This is a genomic window from Mesorhizobium sp. Primo-A, from assembly GCF_003997175.1.
GTDB lineage: Bacteria > Pseudomonadota > Alphaproteobacteria > Rhizobiales > Rhizobiaceae > Mesorhizobium > Mesorhizobium ciceri.
The window spans coordinates 124,580-143,029 of record NZ_RZTG01000003.1; the positions used below are offsets into that span (position 1 = coordinate 124,580).

At 62.4% G+C, this 18,450-nt stretch carries 24 protein-coding genes; 16 read left to right on the forward strand and 8 right to left on the reverse strand.

Going from position 1 to position 18,450, the window contains the following annotated elements:
• The first annotated feature begins 124 nt into the window (after positions 1-124).
• The gene (locus tag EOC83_RS06025; protein ID WP_063167997.1) at positions 125-607 is read left to right on the forward strand and encodes a hypothetical protein; all 483 of its coding nucleotides are present in this window, start codon (positions 125-127) and stop codon (positions 605-607) included.
• A 1-nt stretch (position 608) separates the two neighbouring features.
• Here the strand turns inward: EOC83_RS06025 and EOC83_RS06030 are convergent, their stop codons facing one another.
• Both EOC83_RS06030 and EOC83_RS06035 read right to left on the reverse strand, forming a co-directional pair.
• On the reverse strand, positions 609-2,498 hold the full coding sequence (locus EOC83_RS06030; RefSeq protein WP_063167996.1) for a murein L,D-transpeptidase: 1,890 nt from the start codon (positions 2,496-2,498) through the stop codon (positions 609-611).
• Positions 2,499-2,708: 210 nt separating this feature from the next.
• Positions 2,709-3,452: a 3-oxoacyl-ACP reductase family protein gene (locus tag EOC83_RS06035; protein WP_063167995.1), complete on the reverse strand. Its 744-nt coding sequence runs from the start codon at positions 3,450-3,452 to the stop codon at positions 2,709-2,711.
• Between the two features lie 99 nt (positions 3,453-3,551).
• On the opposite strand from EOC83_RS06035, the gene EOC83_RS06040 reads away from it, so the two are divergent.
• A complete protein-coding gene (locus EOC83_RS06040; protein WP_063167994.1) occupies positions 3,552-4,166 on the forward strand; it encodes a TetR/AcrR family transcriptional regulator in 615 nt (204 codons plus the stop codon).
• A 55-nt stretch (positions 4,167-4,221) separates the two neighbouring features.
• Entirely contained in the window at positions 4,222-4,617 is a 396-nt protein-coding gene (locus EOC83_RS06045) for a rhodanese-like domain-containing protein (RefSeq protein WP_063167993.1), read from the forward strand.
• Positions 4,618-4,630: 13 nt separating this feature from the next.
• Here EOC83_RS06045 and EOC83_RS06050 read toward each other — a convergent pair whose 3' ends face one another.
• Positions 4,631-5,539 (reverse strand): alpha/beta fold hydrolase, encoded by a 909-nt coding sequence (locus EOC83_RS06050; RefSeq protein WP_027161593.1) that lies wholly within the window; start codon positions 5,537-5,539, stop codon positions 4,631-4,633.
• Between the two features lie 47 nt (positions 5,540-5,586).
• Here EOC83_RS06050 and EOC83_RS06055 point away from each other — a divergent pair, with 47 nt between their 5' ends.
• A complete protein-coding gene (locus EOC83_RS06055; RefSeq protein ID WP_013531696.1) occupies positions 5,587-6,039 on the forward strand; it encodes a MarR family transcriptional regulator in 453 nt (150 codons plus the stop codon).
• Positions 6,040-6,057: 18 nt separating this feature from the next.
• On the opposite strand, the gene EOC83_RS06060 is transcribed toward EOC83_RS06055, so the two are convergent.
• Positions 6,058-6,669 (reverse strand): pyridoxamine 5'-phosphate oxidase family protein, encoded by a 612-nt coding sequence (locus EOC83_RS06060; RefSeq protein WP_063167992.1) that lies wholly within the window; start codon positions 6,667-6,669, stop codon positions 6,058-6,060.
• A gap of 65 nt (positions 6,670-6,734) precedes the next feature.
• Positions 6,735-7,088, reverse strand: a complete 354-nt coding sequence (locus EOC83_RS06065) for a DUF971 domain-containing protein (protein ID WP_013531698.1) — start codon at positions 7,086-7,088, stop codon at positions 6,735-6,737.
• A gap of 199 nt (positions 7,089-7,287) precedes the next feature.
• Here EOC83_RS06065 and moaA point away from each other — a divergent pair, with 199 nt between their 5' ends.
• The 12 genes from moaA to EOC83_RS06125 all read left to right on the forward strand — a co-directional run bounded on the left by moaA (position 7,288) and on the right by EOC83_RS06125 (position 16,568).
• A complete protein-coding gene (moaA, locus tag EOC83_RS06070; protein ID WP_013531699.1) occupies positions 7,288-8,283 on the forward strand; it encodes a GTP 3',8-cyclase MoaA in 996 nt (331 codons plus the stop codon).
• Between the two features lie 54 nt (positions 8,284-8,337).
• Entirely contained in the window at positions 8,338-8,808 is a 471-nt protein-coding gene (locus tag EOC83_RS06075; RefSeq protein WP_063167991.1) for a hypothetical protein, read from the forward strand.
• 119 nt (positions 8,809-8,927) lie between these two features.
• Positions 8,928-9,287: a hypothetical protein gene (locus EOC83_RS06080; protein WP_013531701.1), complete on the forward strand. Its 360-nt coding sequence runs from the start codon at positions 8,928-8,930 to the stop codon at positions 9,285-9,287.
• Between the two features lie 221 nt (positions 9,288-9,508).
• Positions 9,509-10,429: a DMT family transporter gene (locus EOC83_RS06085; protein ID WP_063167990.1), complete on the forward strand. Its 921-nt coding sequence runs from the start codon at positions 9,509-9,511 to the stop codon at positions 10,427-10,429.
• A 55-nt stretch (positions 10,430-10,484) separates the two neighbouring features.
• Complete coding sequence (mobA, locus tag EOC83_RS06090) at positions 10,485-11,111, forward strand: molybdenum cofactor guanylyltransferase MobA (RefSeq protein ID WP_063167989.1); 627 nt, start codon at positions 10,485-10,487, stop codon at positions 11,109-11,111.
• Complete coding sequence (gene mobB / locus EOC83_RS06095) at positions 11,108-11,617, forward strand: molybdopterin-guanine dinucleotide biosynthesis protein B (RefSeq protein ID WP_024503305.1); 510 nt, start codon at positions 11,108-11,110, stop codon at positions 11,615-11,617. The genes mobA and mobB overlap by 4 nt, the downstream gene beginning before the upstream one ends.
• 157 nt (positions 11,618-11,774) lie before the next feature.
• The gene (locus EOC83_RS06100) at positions 11,775-12,560 is read left to right on the forward strand and encodes an ABC transporter substrate-binding protein (protein WP_013531705.1); all 786 of its coding nucleotides are present in this window, start codon (positions 11,775-11,777) and stop codon (positions 12,558-12,560) included.
• 80 nt (positions 12,561-12,640) lie between these two features.
• A complete protein-coding gene (locus EOC83_RS06105) occupies positions 12,641-13,360 on the forward strand; it encodes an ABC transporter permease (RefSeq protein ID WP_024503306.1) in 720 nt (239 codons plus the stop codon).
• Positions 13,357-14,178, forward strand: coding sequence for an ABC transporter permease (locus EOC83_RS06110; RefSeq protein ID WP_024503307.1), 822 nt, complete (start codon positions 13,357-13,359; stop codon positions 14,176-14,178). The genes EOC83_RS06105 and EOC83_RS06110 overlap by 4 nt, the downstream gene beginning before the upstream one ends.
• 112 nt (positions 14,179-14,290) lie before the next feature.
• Positions 14,291-15,160, forward strand: coding sequence for an NAD(P)-dependent oxidoreductase (locus EOC83_RS06115; RefSeq protein ID WP_024503308.1), 870 nt, complete (start codon positions 14,291-14,293; stop codon positions 15,158-15,160).
• 9 nt (positions 15,161-15,169) lie between these two features.
• Complete coding sequence (locus tag EOC83_RS06120; protein WP_063167988.1) at positions 15,170-15,874, forward strand: DNA alkylation repair protein; 705 nt, start codon at positions 15,170-15,172, stop codon at positions 15,872-15,874.
• Positions 15,875-15,998: 124 nt separating this feature from the next.
• A complete protein-coding gene (locus tag EOC83_RS06125) occupies positions 15,999-16,568 on the forward strand; it encodes a DUF3299 domain-containing protein (protein WP_013531710.1) in 570 nt (189 codons plus the stop codon).
• A gap of 27 nt (positions 16,569-16,595) precedes the next feature.
• Here EOC83_RS06125 and EOC83_RS06130 read toward each other — a convergent pair whose 3' ends face one another.
• The 3 genes from EOC83_RS06130 to EOC83_RS06140 all read right to left on the reverse strand — a co-directional run bounded on the left by EOC83_RS06130 (position 16,596) and on the right by EOC83_RS06140 (position 18,427).
• A complete protein-coding gene (locus tag EOC83_RS06130; RefSeq protein WP_006205209.1) occupies positions 16,596-17,087 on the reverse strand; it encodes an Lrp/AsnC family transcriptional regulator in 492 nt (163 codons plus the stop codon).
• A gap of 108 nt (positions 17,088-17,195) precedes the next feature.
• Entirely contained in the window at positions 17,196-17,813 is a 618-nt protein-coding gene (locus tag EOC83_RS06135; protein WP_024503311.1) for a uracil-DNA glycosylase family protein, read from the reverse strand.
• Positions 17,814-17,815: 2 nt separating this feature from the next.
• On the reverse strand, positions 17,816-18,427 hold the full coding sequence (locus EOC83_RS06140; RefSeq protein WP_027161586.1) for a glutathione S-transferase: 612 nt from the start codon (positions 18,425-18,427) through the stop codon (positions 17,816-17,818).
• Between the last annotated feature and the right edge of the window lie 23 nt (positions 18,428-18,450).

Sequence of the window (18,450 nt, forward strand, 5' to 3'; positions counted from 1 at the left end):
TGCGTCACAGGCTCCCGGCGCCAACTTCGGCGATCGCCCTGGCGCGGGCGCCTCCCCTTGCGTCAGTCGTGCTTTGATGGCTGACTGTCGTTTCCTGGAATAGCTCCGGGCGCCGCATTGGGGGATGGGGATGGCGACGGCAAAGCACGTGATGAAGCGCATATTGATGATGTTGGCCGGCTACTTCGTATCGGTGCTGGTCGGCCTGATCGCCGTGGCGGTGATCTATGGCGTGCTCAGTTCCTTGCCCAATGCGCCCAACTATTTCGACGTCATGGGTGTTTCGCCGATCGCGGTGCTGCTGGTGCCGCCGCTCGGCATGTTCGTCTATTTCCTGACGATCGTGGTGACCGCGCTGCAAACGTTGATCTTCGCGCTGATCGCAGAGTTCTTCTCGCTGCGCAATGTCCTGCTGCACATGGTTTTCGGCGCTGGCGCCGCAGTCGGCGGCTTCGCCCTGATCTGGCCGAGCGCACCGGAGGACATGGACCCGGAGCGTTGGGTCGACATCGGCATCATTGCCGCTGCCGGCCTTGTCGCCGGGTTGCTCTATTGGCTGATCGCCGGGCGCGACGCCGGCTTCCGACGGCCACTGTTCGAGCGCTAAATCAACTCGAAGGCGAGCGAACCGCCTCCGTGGCATCCAGGGCCTGCTTCAGCCGCGAGTCGCGGTCGTAGACGTCGCCGAAATATTCGACCTTGCCCGACAGATCGGGCCATGCGGTGAAATAGGCGACATAGACCGGGATCGTGCGTGTCACGTTCTCGGTCGCGTGGCCGTGCTTCAGCTTCTCGGCGATATAGTCCACGGAGGTGCCAAGCACCGCCGCCGCCATGCCGCGCGGGTCCTGCAGCCGCACGCAGCCATGGCTGAGCGCGCGCATATCGCGCTGGAAGAACGATTTCTGCGGCGTGTCGTGCATGTAGATCGCATGCTTGTTGGGGAACAGGATCTTCAACTCGCCCAGCGCGTTGGCCTCGCTCGGCTGCTGGCGCACGCTGTATGGGATGTTCGAGCCATAGGCGCCCCAGTTGACCGCCGACGAAGGAATGCGCTTGCCGCGCGAATCCGTCACCTCATAGCCGGCCCGGTCGAGATAGCCCGGATCGTTGCGCAATCTCGGCAGCATCTCGTTGACGATGATCGACTGGGGCACGCCCCAATAGGGATGGAAATCGACCTGCTTGATCTGGTCGTAGAAGAAGGAGGTCTGGTTGGTGGTCCGGCCAATGACGGCACGCGTCTTGAGCTTTTCCTCGCCATTGTCGATGTAGCTCGCGGTGAAGGCCGGCTGGTTGATGAAGACGCGCGGGCTGCCGAGATCGGAGGGCAGCCAGCGCAGTTCCTCCAGCGCCACTTCCACCTTCAGCAACTTGTCGGCCTTGGATGTTCCGGCCAGCGACGCGACGGTGCGCGGGCCGATGACGCCGTCGCCCTTCATGCCTGCCTTTTGCTGCACGGCCTTGATGACCGGGATCAGTTCCGGATCATAAACTTCGCTGGTGGCCAGCCTGGACAGGACCTCGCCATAGGCGCCGCCCATCTCGTCATCGAGATTGCGCGCGATCAGGGTCAGCAGCTTCGGCAGTTCGGGGCTGGTTTCGCCCGGCTTCAACAACAGTTTGGGGTCGACGACGATTTCGTTTTCCGCACTGGCCTGCAGCGCTTCCAGTTCGACGCGCAGCGCCTGGTATTCCGCATTCTGCGGGTGCCGCGATTCGAGATAGGTGCGCACCTGCTGGGTATGCGCCAGCGTTTTCAGCACGCCTTGCAGATCGAGCGGCTTGGCCGGGAAATCATAATAGCCGGTCATGCGGTTGGGATCGACGCGGCCGTTCTGGGCGTCGTGGGCATAGCGCAGCACACGCGCCGAAAGCGCCATCTCGAAACGGACGAGTTCTTTCAGTTGCGCATTGGCATCGGTCGTCGATGCGCCGGCAGCGGGCACTTCGACCGTATAGTCGGCGGGCGTGAGGCCATAGCTTGAAGCCTCGCCAAGCACCCGCACCGCATCCTGCGCACGGCTGTTGAGGCTGGTTCCGCTTATCCAGATGAAATCCGGATTGGCCGAGTAGTACGCGATCAGCGCCTTGGCGATGTCGGGCTCGGCTAAGAATTCGTAGTCGCCCAAGCTGGCAACCGCATCACGAAACGCGGCACCCGTAGCCGACGGGACGAAGGCGGCGTCCTGCGGTGTCGCCTGCGCCGGCGTCGCGGCCAATGCCGAGAAGTCGACGCGAACCAGCCGGTCGGCCTTGTAGGTGTAGTAGGACGGGCTGCTGATCTTCACATTGCCGCCGCCGCCACCGGACACTTTCGGCTTTGGCTTGTTCTTCGGTGGCGGGGGCGGAAACTCGCCTTTCGGCGCATGCCTGACGCCGCCGCCGAAAAGCATGTCGAAGAGCCCCTGCGCGCCTGCCTGGGGTACACCGAAAGCCAGCGTCGCCGTGATTGCCATCAGCGGCATCACGGTTGCTTTGTTTCCGAGGAATTTCATGAATCACCCGCTCCGGCCGCAACCGGTTCCCGTTCCGCACGCTCGATCGTCCCGCTCACCGCATGGCGGATGTAAGGCGCGACTATACTGATTCATACCGATTTCGTTAAGCTTTCATAAATTTTGGAAAGCCTGTTGCAGAACGGTTTCACAAGATCGTGACGGCTGGAGCGGAGGGTGGTTCCGCCCCAGCCGGAAATCCCCGCGGGATCAGGCGTTGGCGCCGCCGTCGATGGTCAGGGCAGCGCCGGTGACGAAGCGGCCTTCCGGGCCTGCGAGCCAGGCGACCATGCCGGCAATGTCGTCGGCCTTGCCGAAGCGCGGCGTTGCCATCTTCCGGCGCTGATGCTCGGCATGCGGGCCGTCGGCCGGGTTCATGTCGGTGTCGGTCGAACCGGGGTGGACGACATTGGCGGTGATGCCGCGCGGGCCGAGGTCACGCGCCAGCGCCTTGGTCAGGCCGACCAGCGCCGCCTTGCTGGCTGAATAGGCCGTGAGGCTGCCGTCGGCCCGCTCGGCAAGGTTGCTGCCGATCGAGATGATGCTGCCGCCCTCACCCATATGGGCGGCCGCGGCCTTGGAAGCGATGAATGGGGCCCGGAGATTGACCTCCATGGTCTCGTCGAAATCGGCGAGCGACAGCGTGTCGATTGGGGCGGCGCGCCAGATGCCGGCGCTGTTGACCAGGATGTCGAGCCGGCCAAAGGCGGTTACGGCGTCGTCGACTGCCTTGTCTAGGGCGACCGCATCGCGGTTGTCGGCTTTGATCGCGATGGCGCGGCCGCCCTTGGCCTCGATCTCGGCGACGACAGCGCGGGCCTGTTCCTCGCCATGCACATAGGTCAGCGCGACGCTGGCGCCATCGGCCGCCAGCCTCCGCGCAATCGCTGCGCCGATGCCGCGACTGCCGCCGGTGACGAGCGCGGCCTTGCCGTTCAATCTGCTGGAAGACATCGAATTCTCCTTTTATGTAATGATCGATACATAAATATCTGTCAGCCTTGCCCGCTGGCGTCAACTGAATTATGTATCGATCAACACAGAAAGAGCGTCATGTCGGAACGAGGCCGTCCCCGCACCTTCGATCGAACCGCAGCCCTGCGTTGCGCGATGCAGGTGTTTTGGGCGCGTGGTTACGAAGGTGCATCGATGAGCGAACTGACCGCCGCCATGGGCATCAACTCGCCCAGCCTCTACGCTGCCTTCGGCAGCAAGGAGGCGCTGTTCCTGGAGGCGACGGATTTTTACTCGCACACCGAGGGTGCCGACATCTGGCTGGCATTGGACGAGGCTCCGACCGCGCGGCAGGCGATCGAACAATTCCTGTGCCTGACGGCGAAAGCCTATGCGCAGAGCGATCGCCCGCAGGGCTGCCTGATCACGCTGGGCGCACTGCATCAGGATTCGAGCCGCGGCGCCATCTGCGACGATCTGCGCCGCCGTCGTGCCGAAAACCACACCGCCCTGCAAAAACGTCTGGAGCGCGGTATTGCCGAAGGCGAATTGCCGGCGGATTTCGACGCGAGCGCTGCCGCGACCTTCTTCGCCACGGTCCAGCACGGCATGTCGATCCAGGCGCGAGACGGCGCCTTGCACGCTGCCCTGCTGGCGACGGTTGCCGGGGCCATGGCTGCCTGGCAGACGTTGGCCGGCGGCAACGCGGCGTGACAAACGCCGGCTGGTGTGCTCGAAATCCGCCAGCAAGGCCGGGAGGGACGAGAGCGTGAAAAAGGGTTATCGCGAGCTGCTGGACGAGGCGAATGCCGTGATCGAGGTGGTTTCGCCGGAGGAAGCGGCCGGGCTGCTCGACGATGAAGACACCATCTTCGTCGATCTGCGCGATCCACGCGAAGTGGAACGCGACGGCCGGATTCCGGGCGCCAAGCATGTCACGCGCGGCATGCTGGAATTCTGGATCGACCCCGAAAGCCCTTACCACAAGCCGTTCTTCGCCTCGGGAAAGAGCTTCGTGTTCTTCTGCGCCGGCGGCTGGCGCTCTGCCCTGGCCACAAAGACGGCGCAGGACATGGGGCTTTCGCCGGTCAAGCACATCCTCGGCGGCTACACCGCCTGGAAGGCCGCCGGACTGCCGGTCGAACCCGGCGAGCAGAAGAAATAATCTCGACCGCCGCTCAATGCAGCAGCAATGGCTCGCGATGCGTCACGAAGCCGACCGCGCGTTCGACCACGCCCTTGTCGGCAAGAATGCGGCGATGGCCAAGCCCGTCGGCCCAGTAGAGCCGCACATGGCCGCCGGCACCGGCATAGCGCCTTGCGTGATCGGCCGAGACTTCGCGGTCGTCCGGCGCGTGGATGACCAGGGTCGGCACCGGTGCCTGGGCGAGCTGGCGGTCGCCGGTGAATTCGTGCAGCGGCCGGCCGGAAAGATGCTCGACCCGGTCCGCCATGGCGGCTTGCGAGCGCGGGCCGACATTCAACATATGACTGAAGTCGGCAAAGATCGCCGGCAGGGAACTTGGCGCCGCGATCAGCACCAGGCGTCCCGCCGCCAGCGGCGGGATGTTCTTGACCGAACCGGCGATGGCATTGGCGGCGACGGCGCCGCCGAAGGAATGGCCAACCGCCGCCGCGAACGGGCCGAACCATTCGCCGGCAACCCGCACCGCATCCACCGCATTGACCATGTTCAGGCGCCGGCCCTGCGACTGGCCGTGGCCAGGCAGGTCGAGCGAAACGACCCTGTAGCCGGCGGCGCGATAGCCTTCGATCAAGGCGCGCATATATTCGGTGCGCGAGCGCCAGCCATGGACGACGAGCACCGTGCCGACGGCCGCCCTGCCCGGCTCGGGCCGGAACTCGTGCACCATGACGCAGCCGGTCGCGGTCTTCAGCCGGTGATGACGCGCCTCGGTCATGAACCCCGTCGCACGCTCGACAGCGCGGCGCTCGCCATCGCTGAGCGCCTTGACATTCGGGGTGCGGCAGAACAATTCGAACGCCGCGCGTCCGCTGAGCCGCGGCGCGACACGCTCTGCCGCACCGAACACGCCCCGGATGACCTTCAGCCCGAATGATGCCATAGTGAGAATCCATCCATACGTTCAAGCATGAACATAATAGTTCAAAGATGAACAATAAACAAGAGCTGCCTTGGGACAACCCGCGTTTCCGCAACTGGGTCGCGGTGGCGCGCGCCTGCCATGTGCTTGAGCGCACGCTGGCGGTGAAACTTGCGCCGCTCGATTTGAAGCCGGCGCAGCTCGACGTGCTGATGAACCTCTATCGCCACCCCGGAATGTCGCAGCACGATCTTGCCCGCAAGCTGCTCGTCGGCCGCTCCAACATCACCATGCTGTTGCCGCAGCTGGAAGCGCGTGGCCTGCTGCGTCGCGAAGGCGACGAGAAGGACAAGCGCATCCTGCGGCTCGCGCTCACCGAGGCCGGCGAGGCGCTGCTGATGCAGGCGCTGAAAGTGCATATGGCGCTGATCGAGAAGGCGATGAGCCAGTCGACGCCGGAGCAATGCGACATGATCGGCGAGCAGATGCGCAAGATCTATGATGTGCTGAATGAGGCTTGAGCGCCCTTCAGCCCAACCTTACCACATCGTCTTCTTCGCCCGTTCCGGCCATTCCTTGTCGTAGGTTTCGCCGTCGATGTTCTTGCGGCTGGTGATTTCCAGGATCTGTCCGGGCGTCGGCAGCGACTTCGGCTCGACATGCCTTGCCGGGTTCCAGAGCTCGGAGCGGACGATGGCCCGGGCGCATTGGAAATAGACCGCATCGATGTCGACGACGGTCACCGATCGCGCCGCCTTGCCGTCCACCGTGAATGACGCGCACAGCGCTGTATCCGTTGTGATGTGGGCGCGGCCATTGACGCGCAGCGTCGTGCCGGAGCCCGGCACCAGGAACAGCAGGCCGACGCGTGGGTCGCGAATGATGTTTTTCAGCGAATCGGCGCGGTTGTTGCCGCGTCGGTCCGGCATCATCAGCGTTTTCGGATCATGGATGCGCACGAAGCCGGCGAGATCGCCGCGCGGCGAGCAATCAAGCCCCTCCGGCCCGCTGGTCGCCAGCGCGACAAAGGGCGAGGCTTCGATGAAGGCGGCATATTCGGGAATGATGTGGTCGAGTTCCTTGACCAGCGAGGCCTCGCCTGGAACGCCATAGAGTGCCTCGAGCTGCTCGACCGTGGTGATGACGGACATGTTTTCGCCTCCAAACCTTTGCCGGCGCTACCCCAGATCGATGACATCTTCACGACAGCGATGCCCTAGCGGTCCCGGCTAAGGCCCTTTTCCGCAAGCTCCGCGAGATAGGCTTCCCAGCGCGCATCCTTCTCGTGGCCGAGCGTATGCAGGTAATTCCAGGTGAAGATGCCGGTGTCGTGGAAATCGTCGAAGGTGATGCGCACGGCGTAGTTGCCGACCGGCTCGATCTTCAGGATCGCCACATTGCGCTTGCCGGGGACCGTCACCCGCTGATCCGGCGAATGGCCCTGCACTTCGGCCGATGGCGAGGCGACGCGCAGCAGTTCCGCCGGCAGTTCGAACGGATGGTGGTCGGGAAAGGTGACGGACAGAAGTTTGCGGTCCTTGGAAACCCTGAGTTCTTTCGGTGCGGTCATGCTGTTCGATCCCGTGTCATCCGCCCTTCCCTACGCCGCTTCGCCAAACGGGAAAAGGTCTGATGAGACCGACCGACATGCGATGTCGGCTGAGAGATGTTACCAAAGATCGAGAGGCGCTATCTTGAACAGCAGGCCGGATCGTATCACATAGCGGTATATAACGAAGCCGTTCACGGCCACGGGAAGCGCTTGAAGCATGGACATGATTGATCCTTTCGGCCGCACGATCAGCTATCTCCGCGTGTCGGTTACCGACCGCTGCGATTTCCGCTGCACCTATTGCATGGCCGAGGACATGGCCTTCCTGCCTAAGAAGGACCTGCTGTCGCTGGAAGAGCTCGACCGGCTGTGCACGGTTTTCATCGAAAAGGGCGTCAGGCGATTGCGGCTGACCGGCGGTGAGCCGCTGGTGCGCAAGAACATCATGCATCTGGTGCGCCAGCTGTCGCGGCATCTCGAAAGCGGCGCGCTGGAAGAACTGACGCTGACCACCAACGGCTCGCAGCTGTCGCGCTTTGCCGCCGAACTCGCCGATTGCGGCGTCAGGCGCATCAACGTCTCGCTCGATACGCTCGATGCCGACAAATTCCACAAGATCACCCGCTGGGGCCATCTCGACAAGGTCATGCAAGGCATCGATGCCGCGCAGGCGGCCGGGCTCAAGGTCAAGCTCAACGCAGTGGCGTTGAAGGATTTCAACGACGCCGAGCTGCCCGAGATGATGCGCTGGGCGCATGGCCGCGGCATGGACCTGACGGTCATCGAAACCATGCCAATGGGCGAGATCGATGCCGACCGCACCGACCAGTATTTGCCGCTGTCGCTGCTGCGCGCGTCGCTCGAACGCCAGTTCACGCTGACCGACATTCCCTTCAAGACCGGCGGCCCGGCGCGCTACGTCCAGGTCGCCGAGACCGGCGGACGGCTCGGCTTCATCACGCCGATGACGCATAATTTCTGTGAGAGCTGCAACCGCGTCCGGCTGACCTGCACCGGCACCCTCTATATGTGTCTCGGCCAGGAAGATGCCGCCGATCTGCGCGCGCCCTTGCGCGCCTCGGAAGGCAACGAGCTGGTCGCCGAAGCTATAGACGAAGCCATCGGCCGCAAGCCCAAGGGCCATGACTTCATCATCGACCGCCGCACCAGCCGCCCATCGGTGTCACGCCACATGAGCGTCACTGGCGGCTGATCTTTCCGTGAAATTCATGCAATATCGCTTCGGGATCATGACTTCGAGGCGAGCATGCGGCTGCACTCTTCATTCCTGGTCATTGCGACAATGGCAGCAACCAGTGCGGTCGCCGCGCCATTCACCTATGTGAACGATCGCTTCGGCACTGTCTGCACCTTTCCCGACGACGTCTTCACCGATCGCCAGCCGGAGCCCGACAATGGCGACGGACAGCAATGGCTGAGCGCCGATGGCGCCAGCCTGATCTGCTCGGGCATCCTCAACGTCGACGACGACACGCCGAAAGGCTTTGTCGCGGCGGAGAAGGCGAGCAAGAAGCCGGGCTACAAGGTCACCTACAGCAAGGCCGGAAAGGACTGGGCCGTGCTGTCGGGCCTGAGGGATGGAAAGATATTCTACGAGCGACGTCTGTTTGGGAAAGACGGTATCATCCGTACGGTCTGGGTCGACTACCCGCCGGCGCTGAAGTCGAAATACGATCCGCTGGTCGGCGCCATCGCCGGCAGTCTCAAGGGGCCATGACGGTTTCGGACCACACCCCAGAAAAAGTCTTGTTCGCGAACCGCAGCCGGATTTACGGCCAGTCTGTTCCAGCCTAGCCTTCCCCTGGAAGCTGCTCTTCGCTCGCAGGGGGATACACCATGCGCAAACTCGTTCTTTCTCTGGCACTGCTTGGCCTCGCGGCCGTGCCCGCGGCGGCGCAGTCGATCGGCGGCACCTATACGGTCGCCGGCACCAACTTCGACGGCTCGGCCTATGGCGGCGAAGCCACCATCACGCTGACCAGCGGGACGACCTGCGCGATCCATTGGGAAACTGGTGGCTCATCTTCCGACGGCATCTGCATGCGCAACGATGATGCCTTCTCCGCCGGCTATGTCATGGACAAGGACATTGGCCTCGTCGTCTACAAGGTGGCGGCGGACGGTTCGCTGCACGGTCTTTGGACGATCGCCGGCAAGGAAGGCAATGGCACCGAGGTGCTTACGCCGAAGAAGTAAGTTCGCCATCGCAGGCGATATTCCGGGCCACAAACAAGGCTGTGGCCCAGTCCTTTGCTGTTGCTGTTTCATGCCCGACTGTTACAGGCTTGCTGCCTAAAGCGCGTCGCGTTTGAACGGATTCAGGCCACGCGCTTCAGGTCTTTGTTTCTTATGCATGTCGTTTCCCCAAAACCGAGGTCACTTTTGGGCGATATGTATTAGCAGAACCGGTAGCCGTCTTGCCCCTGTCTCCAAATCTTCACGGCGCGTTGTTCATGATGGTGGCGATGGCCGGCTTCACCCTCAACGACGCCATAACCAAATACTCGTCGCAATCGATGAACATGGCGCAGGTCATGTTGATCCGTGGGGCTTTCGCTTCGCTTTTCGTCGGCCTGCTGGCCTGGCAGCGCGGCGCTCTCGCCCGCCCGGGCTCGATGCTGCAGCCTCTGGTCGCCTTGCGCGTGATCAGCGAGGCCGGCGCAACGGTGAGTTTCCTCGTCGCCCTCGCCCATCTGCCGATCGCCAATGTTTCGGCGGTGCTGCAGGCGCTGCCGCTGGCGGTGACGATGGGAGCGGCACTTGTCTTTGGCGAGACTGTCGGTTGGCGGCGTTGGCTGGCCATCGCCATCGGATTTGCCGGCGTGCTGATCATCGTGCGGCCGGGCTTCGAAGGGTTCAGCGTCTACTCGCTGTCGGCGCTGGCCAGCGTCGCCTGCTGCGCGGTGCGCGATCTCGCCACCAAGCGGATCCCCAAGGCCATTCCGACATTGCTGGTGTCGACCGCGACCGCGCTTGCCATGACAATCGTCGGCGCGGCGCTGTTGCCGGCAATGGGCGGCTGGACGCCGATGACGGGCAACAGCACGGCCCTGCTGGCCCTGGCTGCTGTGCTGGTGATTATCGGCTACCAGTTCATCATTATGGCGATGCGGGCGGGCGACATCTCCTTCATCGCGCCGTTCCGCTACACGGCCCTGATCTGGTCGATCCTGCTTGGCCTGTTCATCTTCGCGGACATTCCCGATCTGCCGATGATCGTCGGCGCCACCATCATCATCGGCTCCGGCCTCTATGCGCTCTACCGCGAGCGGGTCGTCGGCCGGCGCAAGATCGTCGCCGAAAGCACGGGGCCAAGCATGGTTCCGGACGGAATCTAGCCAGATCATTGAAGGTTCTTGTGATTTCCGACGGCTGGCGTACAGGCTTCGTGGCATGAAGCGAGACATTGCGGGGATTGTTCTGGCCGGTGGCCAGTCGAGGCGGATGGGCGGCGGCGACAAGAGCCTGTTGCCGCTTGGCGATGGCTGCCTGCTTGACCAGGTCGTGTCGCGCTTCGCCCCGCAAATAGAATCGATGGCGCTCAGCGCCAATGGCGACCCTGCACGATTCCTGCGCTTTGGACTGCCGGTGCTTGCCGACAGCGTGCCCGGCTTTGCCGGTCCGCTCGCCGGAATCCTGACCGGCCTCGAATGGGCCGCGGCCAACAGGCCTTGCAAGGCGATCGTCAGCGCTGCCGGTGACACGCCTTTCCTGCCGTTGGACCTTGTCGAGCGTCTGGCAGGGGCCGCCGATCAAAGCCCCGGTTCTATTGCCGTTGCCCGCTCGGCCGGCAAGCGGCATCCGACCTTCGCGCTGTGGCCGATCGGCTGCCGCGATGCCTTGCGGCACTTTCTGGTCGATCAGGATATCAGGCGGGTTTCGGCTTTCATCGACCGGCAGGGTTTTGTCGAGGTGGAGTTCCCGGTTCCGCCATCGGCGGGGATCGACCCTTTCTTCAACATCAACGAACCGGACGATCTTGTGTCTGCCGAGCGTCTGTTGCAGAGCATCAAGCCATGAACAGACGCGTCTTCGGCATCACCGGCTGGAAGAATTCCGGCAAGACGACTTTGACCGAGAGGTTGGTCAGCGAATTGGTCCGGCGCGGCTGGAAGGTGTCGACGGTGAAACATGCCCACCATGACTTCGACATCGACAAACCTGGCGCGGACAGCTTTCGCCACCGGCAGGCCGGCGCCACCGAAGTCGCGATCGTCTCCGGCGTTCGCTGGGCACTGATGCACGAGCTGCGCGGCGAGGATGAGCCGACATTGGAGACTGTCCTGTCGCGGCTTGCCCCTTGCGACCTCGTGCTGGTCGAGGGCTACAAGCGCGAAGCCCACAGCAAGATCGAAACCCGCCGGCTGGATGCGAAGGACCGCACGCCGCTTTCGGCGGAGGATCCCAACATCGTCGCTGTCGCCGCCGATTTTGCCATTGAAGGCGAGCTGCTGCCGGTATTCGATCTCGACGATGCAAAATCGATAGCCGACTTCATCGAGCGCACCACCGGGCTCGTTGCTTGAGCGCTGACGCAACGGCAGAATAGCCTTGCCCATTTTTATGGTTTTGCAGTTGCTTTTTTCTTGGAAAGAGTGGGAGTATCGCGCCAGCGGGCGGTCAAAAGCACCGCCCCACAGAGCCGTTCGGAACGACGGCCGGGACCATAAAGAGAGGACCATCATGCGTATTTCACTGCGTATCGCGCTTGCCGCTTCGGCCGCGCTGCTGACGCTCGGCGTCGCCCAGGCCCAGGAAAAGACCCTGAGGATCGGCACCGAAGGCGCCTACCCGCCCTTCAACAACCTTACCGCCGATGGCCAGCTCGTGGGCTTCGATATCGACATCGCCAAGGCGCTTTGTGATGAGATGAAGGTCAAGTGCACCTTCGTCGCCCAGGATTGGGACGGCATCATTCCAGCCCTCCAGGCCGGTAAATTCGACGCCATCGTCGCCTCGATGTCGATCACGCCGGAGCGCAAGGAGAAGGTCGACTTCTCGAACAAATACTACAACACGCCCTCGGCGATCGCCGTGCCGAAGGACAGCACGCTGAAAGGCGTGACCAAGGAAGATCTCGCCGGCAAGACCATCGGCGTCGCCACCACCACCACGCATTTCAACTATGCCTCGAAGACCTACACCGACAGCACCGTGAAGGGCTATCCGAGCAGCCCCGAGGAGCAGGCCGATCTTGCCAATGGTCGTCTCGACGCCATCGAGGACGATATCGTCGTGCTGCAGCAGTTTCTGGACTCGCCTGACGGCGCCTGCTGCAAGATCCTCGGCCAACCTTCGCCGCAGCCGGTCGAGATTTTCGGGCCTGGTGCCGGCATTGCCGTACGCAAGGGCGAAACCGACCTGGTCAACAAGCTCAATTCGGCCATCGCCGCCATTCGCGCCAATGGAAAATACAAGGAAATCAACGACAAGTATTTCAAGTTCGACGTCTACGGCGCCGAGTCCTGATAAGCCAGGTCAAGACGGCGGGGAATTTCCCCGCCGTCTTTCTATTCGTCTTGGGAATGCCGTGAGGATAAGACCGGTCGATGCCAGCCCAGAGCATATGGACACTTCTCAGTTGGGGACCTGAAGGCTGGCTTGACGATATTGCCTATGGCGCACTGATCACCATTGCGTTGGCGCTTGCCACGCTGCCCATCGGATTGACGATCGGCTTTTTCATTGCACTCGCCAAGCAGTCCGAAGAACCGTCGCTGCGCCTTGCCGCCAACATCTACACCACCGTCTTTCGCGGCCTGCCAGAACTGGTGACGCTCTTCCTGTTCTTTTTTGGCATGCCGATCCTGCTGCAGCATCTCGTCAGGTATTTCCGGCCTGACGTCACCATCGACGTCAACAGCTTTGTCGCCGGCATGATCGTGCTTGCACTGATCTTCTCCTCCTATGCCAGTGAGGTTTTCCTTTCCGCCTTCCGCGCCATTCCCAAAGGCCAGTATGAGGGCGGCTATGCCATCGGTCTTTCGAACTGGCTGACCATGCGCAAGGTGATCGTGCCGCAACTGCTGCGCATCGCGTTTCCTGGACTGGAGAACTGCTGGCTCAGCCTGCTCAAGGACACGTCGCTGGTGTCGGTCGTCGGCCTGGCCGAGACGCTGCGCAATGCCAGCATTGCGGCCCGCGTCACCAAGCACGCTTTCCTGTTCTTCGGCGTCGCCTCGCTGGTCTTTCTTGGCCTGGCCGTCCTGTCGTCCTTCGCCACCAATGCGATCCTGCGCTCGCTTGGCCGGCGGGAGGCGCAGCGATGAGCGCCACGGCCACCATGGTCGAACGTCCGCCGCCACGGGCGCGCGGCTGGCCGCGCAGGCGTATCGCCGGTTACGCGCTGGTGGGCCTATGGATTTTGTTCGGAATCGGCATCGTCAGCTATCTCTTCCTTGCCTGGAATCCTGATTTCTTTGCCAAATATGCGCCGGCTTATCTGAGCGGGCTTGGGGTCACGCTGGCGCTGGTTTCCATATCGATGGTACTCGGCGCGATCCTGTCGGTGCCCGTCGCTTACGGGCGCATGTCCAGCAACCGGATCCTGTCCGGCCTCGCCTATTGCTACGTCTATTTCTTCCGCGGCACGCCGCTGCTGGTCCAGACCTATCTGGTCTACTACGGATTGGGCTCGTTCCGCGTCGAACTCCAGTCGGTCGGCCTCTGGGATTTTTTCAAGGACGCGTTCAATTGCGGCGTCTTTGCCTTTGCGCTCAACACGGCCGCCTACCAGGCGGAGATTCTGCGCGGCGCCATAGAGAGCGTGCCAAGAGGGCAATGGGAAGGGGCGGCCTCGCTTGGCCTGCATAAGCTGCAGACGTTGCGCAAGATCATCCTGCCGCAAGCCTTGATCGTCGCCTTGCGGCCCTATGGCAACGAACTGATCCTGATGGTCAAGGCGTCCGCCATCGTCGCCATCATCACGGTCTACGATCTGATGGGCAATGCCAAGCTCGCCTTCGCCAACTCGTTCGACATCCAGGCCTATATCTGGGTCGCCCTCGTCTATCTGGTGATGGTCGAGATATTGCGGCATGGCGTCGAATGGATCGAGCGCCGGATCACCGTTCACCTGAAACGCTGACGATTTTCGATTCGGCTGCACCAGTCGATCAGGCTATACGCGTCTTGACGAATTGAGCGCAGAGCCTAGAGCTTTCGCAGCAAATTCCGTTTCCATTCTGAAGGGCAAGCTCATGGCATCTGTGGCATTTCTCGGTCTTGGCGTGATGGGCTATCCGATGGCCGGACACTTGAAGAACAAGGGCGGCCATGACGTCACCGTCTACAACCGCACCAAGGCCAAGGCCGAGCAATGGGTTGGCCAGCATGGCGGTAGCCTGGCGGCGACCCCTGCGCAGGCCGCCGAGGGCAAGGATTTTGTGTTCTCCTGTGTCGGCAATGACGACGATCTGCGTTCGGTGACGACCGGTCCGGAAGGCGCCTTCAAATCGATGAAGAAGGGTTCGGTCTTCATCGACAACACCACCGCCTCGGCCGAGGTCGCTCGCGAGCTGGCGGCGGCGGCGCTAGCCGGCGGGTTTTCGTTTCTCGATGCGCCGGTCTCGGGCGGCCAGGCCGGCGCCGAGAACGGCGTGCTGACCGTGATGGTCGGCGGCGAGCAGGACGCTTTCGACAAAGCGAAGCCTGTCATCGACGCTTTTGCCCGCATGGTCGGCTTGATGGGGTCGGCCGGTGCCGGCCAGCTCACCAAAATGATCAACCAGATCACCATAGCCGGTCTCGTCCAGGGCTTGGCCGAAGGCATCCATTTCGGCAAGAAGGCCGGGCTCGACATCGAGAAGGTGATCGAGGTGATTTCCAAGGGCGCCGCGGGCTCCTGGCAGATGGAGAACCGCCACAAGACGATGAACGCCGGCAAATATGATTTCGGCTTCGCCGTCGACTGGATGCGCAAGGATCTCGGCATCTGCCTGGCCGAGGCCGACCGCAATGGCGCCAGACTGCCGGTCACCGCACTCGTCGACCAGTTCTACAAGGATGTGCAGGCGATGGGCGGCAAGCGCTGGGACACGTCCTCGCTGCTCGCCCGTCTCGAAAAATAGGTCTCTGCCGTGGCAGAGCTCTCGCCTCAATCCAGTGCCGCGGAAATCGTCGCCCATCTTCGCGCCATCGGATCCGAGCAGAACCGCCTCGGCATGTTGCGCTACGGCATCAAGATCGACCGTGCACTTGGCATCTCGCACGGCATGCAGCGGCAGATCGCGCGGACGATCAAACGCAACCACGAGCGCGCCTTCGAGCTATGGGACAGCGGCATCATGGAGGCGCAGTTCATTGCCTCCGTCACGGCTGACCCGAAACGGTTTTCTGCTGGAGATGCAAGACGATGGGCGGCGAGTTTCGACTCCTGGGACATCGTCGACGGCGTCTCGGATCTCTTTGTCGATACGGACGCCTGGAAAGAACTGATCGCCGAGTTTGCGGCCGACGAGCGGGAGTTCGTTCGGCGCACGGCCTTCGCCATGATGGCCTGGTCTGTCGTCCACCGGAAGCAGGAGCCAGGGGCGACCTTCCTCTCCTTCCTGCCGATCATCGAAACGCACGCGAACGACAGCCGCAATTTCGTGAAGAAAGCCGTGAACTGGGCGCTTCGGTCGATCGGTAAGCGATCGATGAACATGCACGGTGCCGCCCTGGCTGTCGCCGAACGACTGGCGCAGTCGGCAGACAAGACGGCGCGCTGGATCGGCAAGGACGCCGTAAGGGAGCTGACCAATGCCAAGACGCTCGCGCGGATCGCCGCCAGGAAAGGCTGACGGCGCGCGTTCCGCCATGTCAGGATCTCGCCGACATGTGAAGTGGCTGCCGACATGTGATGCGCCTCGAGCGTTGACGTCTTTGGCAGCGGCGTCTTTACTTGAGGCTCAAAGGAAGCGGCCGATGAGCAATCCTCTAAAATCAACCCTGGCGCTCGCTGCCGCTTTGTTTGTGTCCGCTGCCGCCGATGCCTCGGCCGAGACTGCGCACATATTCTGGAAGGATCTGCGTCCGGCTACGCAATCCGCCGCCGAAAACGTCGGGCTGCCGATGATCGCGGCAAAATTGCCCGACCATGGCGAAACGCTGTCCGTCAATCTTCAGGACAAAAGCATTCAGCTAGCCGGCTACGCATTGCCGGTCGATCGCGACGGTGATCTTGTCTACCAGTTCCTGCTGGTACCCTGGACGGGTGCCTGCAGTCACATGCCGACGCCGCCGCCCAACCAGATTGTCTTGGTTACGCCGGCCCGTCCCTACAAGATGTCCGAGGCCTATCAGCCTGTAGCGGTCACCGGCGCGCTGAAGCCGGACATGGAGAAGAGCCAGCTGTTCATCCTCGACGGCGTCAGCATCATCCAGTCTGGCTACAGCGTGCGCAAGGCAGATGTGGTGAGCGTCGAGACCGTGCCGGATACGATCACGCTGCCGGTGAACTCACCCTGGAGTTTCCTCAACAAAAAGAAGAACTAAGCGGGACGACTTTATGTGACGTTCAGCTCAGGCAGCGTTGGCACCCGATTCCTTGTCCAGAACCATGTAGTCGAGCGGGATTTCGGTCGTGTACTTGATCTGCTCCATGGCGAAGGACGACGACACATCACGGATTTCGATCTTGGCGATCAGCCGTTTGTAGAAGGCGTCATAGGCCGCGATGTCGGGCACCACGACGCGCAGGAGATAATCGACGTCGCCGCTCATGCGGTAGAACTCGACCACCTCGGGAAACTCCTGGATGACTTCCGAGAAACGCCGCAGCCATTCATGGCTATGCGAATTGGTGCGGATCGACACGAAGACGGTGACGCGCACATTGACCTTTTCATGGTCGAGAATGGCAACGCGCCGCTTGATGACGCCCTCTTCCTCGAGCTTCTGGATGCGTCTCCAGCAAGGCGTCGTCGACAGCCCGACTTTCTTGGCGACATCGGCGACCGCGAGTGTCGCGTCCTCCTGCAAGAGGCGGAGAATTTTTCTATCGAGGCGATCCATATCGTGCTCCCAAGGGAATAGAATGCCTATACTCTGCCTTATCCAGGCCTTTCACAAGAAAGAAATTCTGCTGATCGGGCAAAAAGCGAGTGATTTCTTGCTGAAAGGTCAGCCGAGGCGATAGCGGATTTCCGAACGCAGAAAAGGCAGCAAATCCATTTCAAACCACGGATTCTTCTTCAGCCAGCCCGTGTTGCGCCACGAGGGATGCGGCAGCGGCAGCACTTTCGGACCGATGGAATTCTCCCAGATGGAGCGCCAGTCCATGACCGTTTCCGTCAGTGAGGGCCGGCGCGCCGCACCCATGTGCCAGGACTGCGCGTAGATACCGATCGTCAGCACCAGATCGATCCGTGGCATAGAGGCCATCAAAGGTGCGCGCCAGGCCGCCGCGCATTCGCGCCTCGGCGGCAGATCTCCCCCCTTGGCATCCTGGCCGGGAAAGCAGAAGCCCATCGGGACGATTGCGAATTTTTCGATGTCGTAGAATTCGTCGCTCGTCACGCCAAGCCAGCTGCGCAGGCGGTCGCCGGAAGCGTCGGTGAACGGCATGCCCGACAGATGCACCTTGGTGCCGGGCGCCTGGCTGGCGATCAGGATCCGGGCGGTGGATGATGGGCGCAGCACTGGTCGCGGCTCATGCGGCAACGGCTTGCCGGCCGGATTTTCCACGCAGATGCGGCAGGCGCGGACCCTGGCGACGAGGTTTTCGAGTTCGGCAGTCATTCTCAGGCTGATGCGCTCGGCCGGCTGGAAACGGCTTGATGCCAGCGCAACACATTCGCGCACTCATCCGGTACCTTGATGCGTGCCGGCTTCATGAAGTCGACAGCGATCAGGCCGGTGATGTCGGCGATCGAATAGCTGTCACCGGCGATGAACTCCCGGCTGCCCAGTTCGCCGTCCAGCAGCCTGAGGAACGCCACGGCCTTCGGCTTGTTGGCCTCACCCCATTCAGGGACCTGCGGGATTTCCCATTCCTTCATGGCCGGATGGATGTGCCGGAAGGCCTGCGTGACGCAGCTGAGCAAATTGAATTCCATCCGCCTCTGCCACATCTCGACCTGCGCCTTGCCGAGTGCGCCACGCCCGAACAGGGCCGGTTCGGGATGCAGCTCCTCGAAATAGCGGCAGATGGCGACGGATTCGGTGATGACGGTGCCGTCGTCGAGCTCCAGCACCGGCAGACGCTGCAAGGGGTTGCGCGAGCTGACCGCCTGTTGCCTGTGTTCCAACGCGCCCATATCGATGGGCACCTGCGGAACCTCGATGCCTTTCTCGGCCAGGAAAACGCGGACCCGCCTTGGATTGGGCGCCCGGCCACCGTCGAAGAGCTTCATTCCATCCTCCTGTTCGTCCTCGG

Bases quoted from the DNA above. Each gene is read 5' to 3' on its own strand.
- EOC83_RS06025 (WP_063167997.1), top strand. From the start codon at position 125: ATGGGGATGGCGACGGCAAAGCACGTGATGAAGCGCATATTGATGATG.
- EOC83_RS06040 (WP_063167994.1), top strand. From the start codon at position 3,552: ATGTCGGAACGAGGCCGTCCCCGCACCTTCGATCGAACCGCAGCCCTG.
- EOC83_RS06075 (WP_063167991.1), top strand. From the start codon at position 8,338: ATGCGGCTGCACTCTTCATTCCTGGTCATTGCGACAATGGCAGCAACC.
- EOC83_RS06135 (WP_024503311.1), bottom strand. From the start codon at position 17,813: ATGACTGCCGAACTCGAAAACCTCGTCGCCAGGGTCCGCGCCTGCCGC.
- mobA (WP_063167989.1), top strand. From the start codon at position 10,485: ATGAAGCGAGACATTGCGGGGATTGTTCTGGCCGGTGGCCAGTCGAGG.
- EOC83_RS06115 (WP_024503308.1), top strand. From the start codon at position 14,291: ATGGCATCTGTGGCATTTCTCGGTCTTGGCGTGATGGGCTATCCGATG.
- mobB (WP_024503305.1), top strand. From the start codon at position 11,108: ATGAACAGACGCGTCTTCGGCATCACCGGCTGGAAGAATTCCGGCAAG.
- EOC83_RS06055 (WP_013531696.1), top strand. From the start codon at position 5,587: ATGAACAATAAACAAGAGCTGCCTTGGGACAACCCGCGTTTCCGCAAC.
- EOC83_RS06105 (WP_024503306.1), top strand. From the start codon at position 12,641: ATGCCAGCCCAGAGCATATGGACACTTCTCAGTTGGGGACCTGAAGGC.
- EOC83_RS06140 (WP_027161586.1), bottom strand. From the start codon at position 18,427: ATGAAGCTCTTCGACGGTGGCCGGGCGCCCAATCCAAGGCGGGTCCGC.
- moaA (WP_013531699.1), top strand. From the start codon at position 7,288: ATGGACATGATTGATCCTTTCGGCCGCACGATCAGCTATCTCCGCGTG.
- EOC83_RS06100 (WP_013531705.1), top strand. From the start codon at position 11,775: ATGCGTATTTCACTGCGTATCGCGCTTGCCGCTTCGGCCGCGCTGCTG.
- EOC83_RS06130 (WP_006205209.1), bottom strand. From the start codon at position 17,087: ATGGATCGCCTCGATAGAAAAATTCTCCGCCTCTTGCAGGAGGACGCG.
- EOC83_RS06050 (WP_027161593.1), bottom strand. From the start codon at position 5,539: ATGGCATCATTCGGGCTGAAGGTCATCCGGGGCGTGTTCGGTGCGGCA.
- EOC83_RS06035 (WP_063167995.1), bottom strand. From the start codon at position 3,452: ATGTCTTCCAGCAGATTGAACGGCAAGGCCGCGCTCGTCACCGGCGGC.
- EOC83_RS06060 (WP_063167992.1), bottom strand. From the start codon at position 6,669: ATGTCCGTCATCACCACGGTCGAGCAGCTCGAGGCACTCTATGGCGTT.
- EOC83_RS06065 (WP_013531698.1), bottom strand. From the start codon at position 7,088: ATGACCGCACCGAAAGAACTCAGGGTTTCCAAGGACCGCAAACTTCTG.
- EOC83_RS06080 (WP_013531701.1), top strand. From the start codon at position 8,928: ATGCGCAAACTCGTTCTTTCTCTGGCACTGCTTGGCCTCGCGGCCGTG.
- EOC83_RS06110 (WP_024503307.1), top strand. From the start codon at position 13,357: ATGAGCGCCACGGCCACCATGGTCGAACGTCCGCCGCCACGGGCGCGC.
- EOC83_RS06125 (WP_013531710.1), top strand. From the start codon at position 15,999: ATGAGCAATCCTCTAAAATCAACCCTGGCGCTCGCTGCCGCTTTGTTT.
- EOC83_RS06030 (WP_063167996.1), bottom strand. From the start codon at position 2,498: ATGAAATTCCTCGGAAACAAAGCAACCGTGATGCCGCTGATGGCAATC.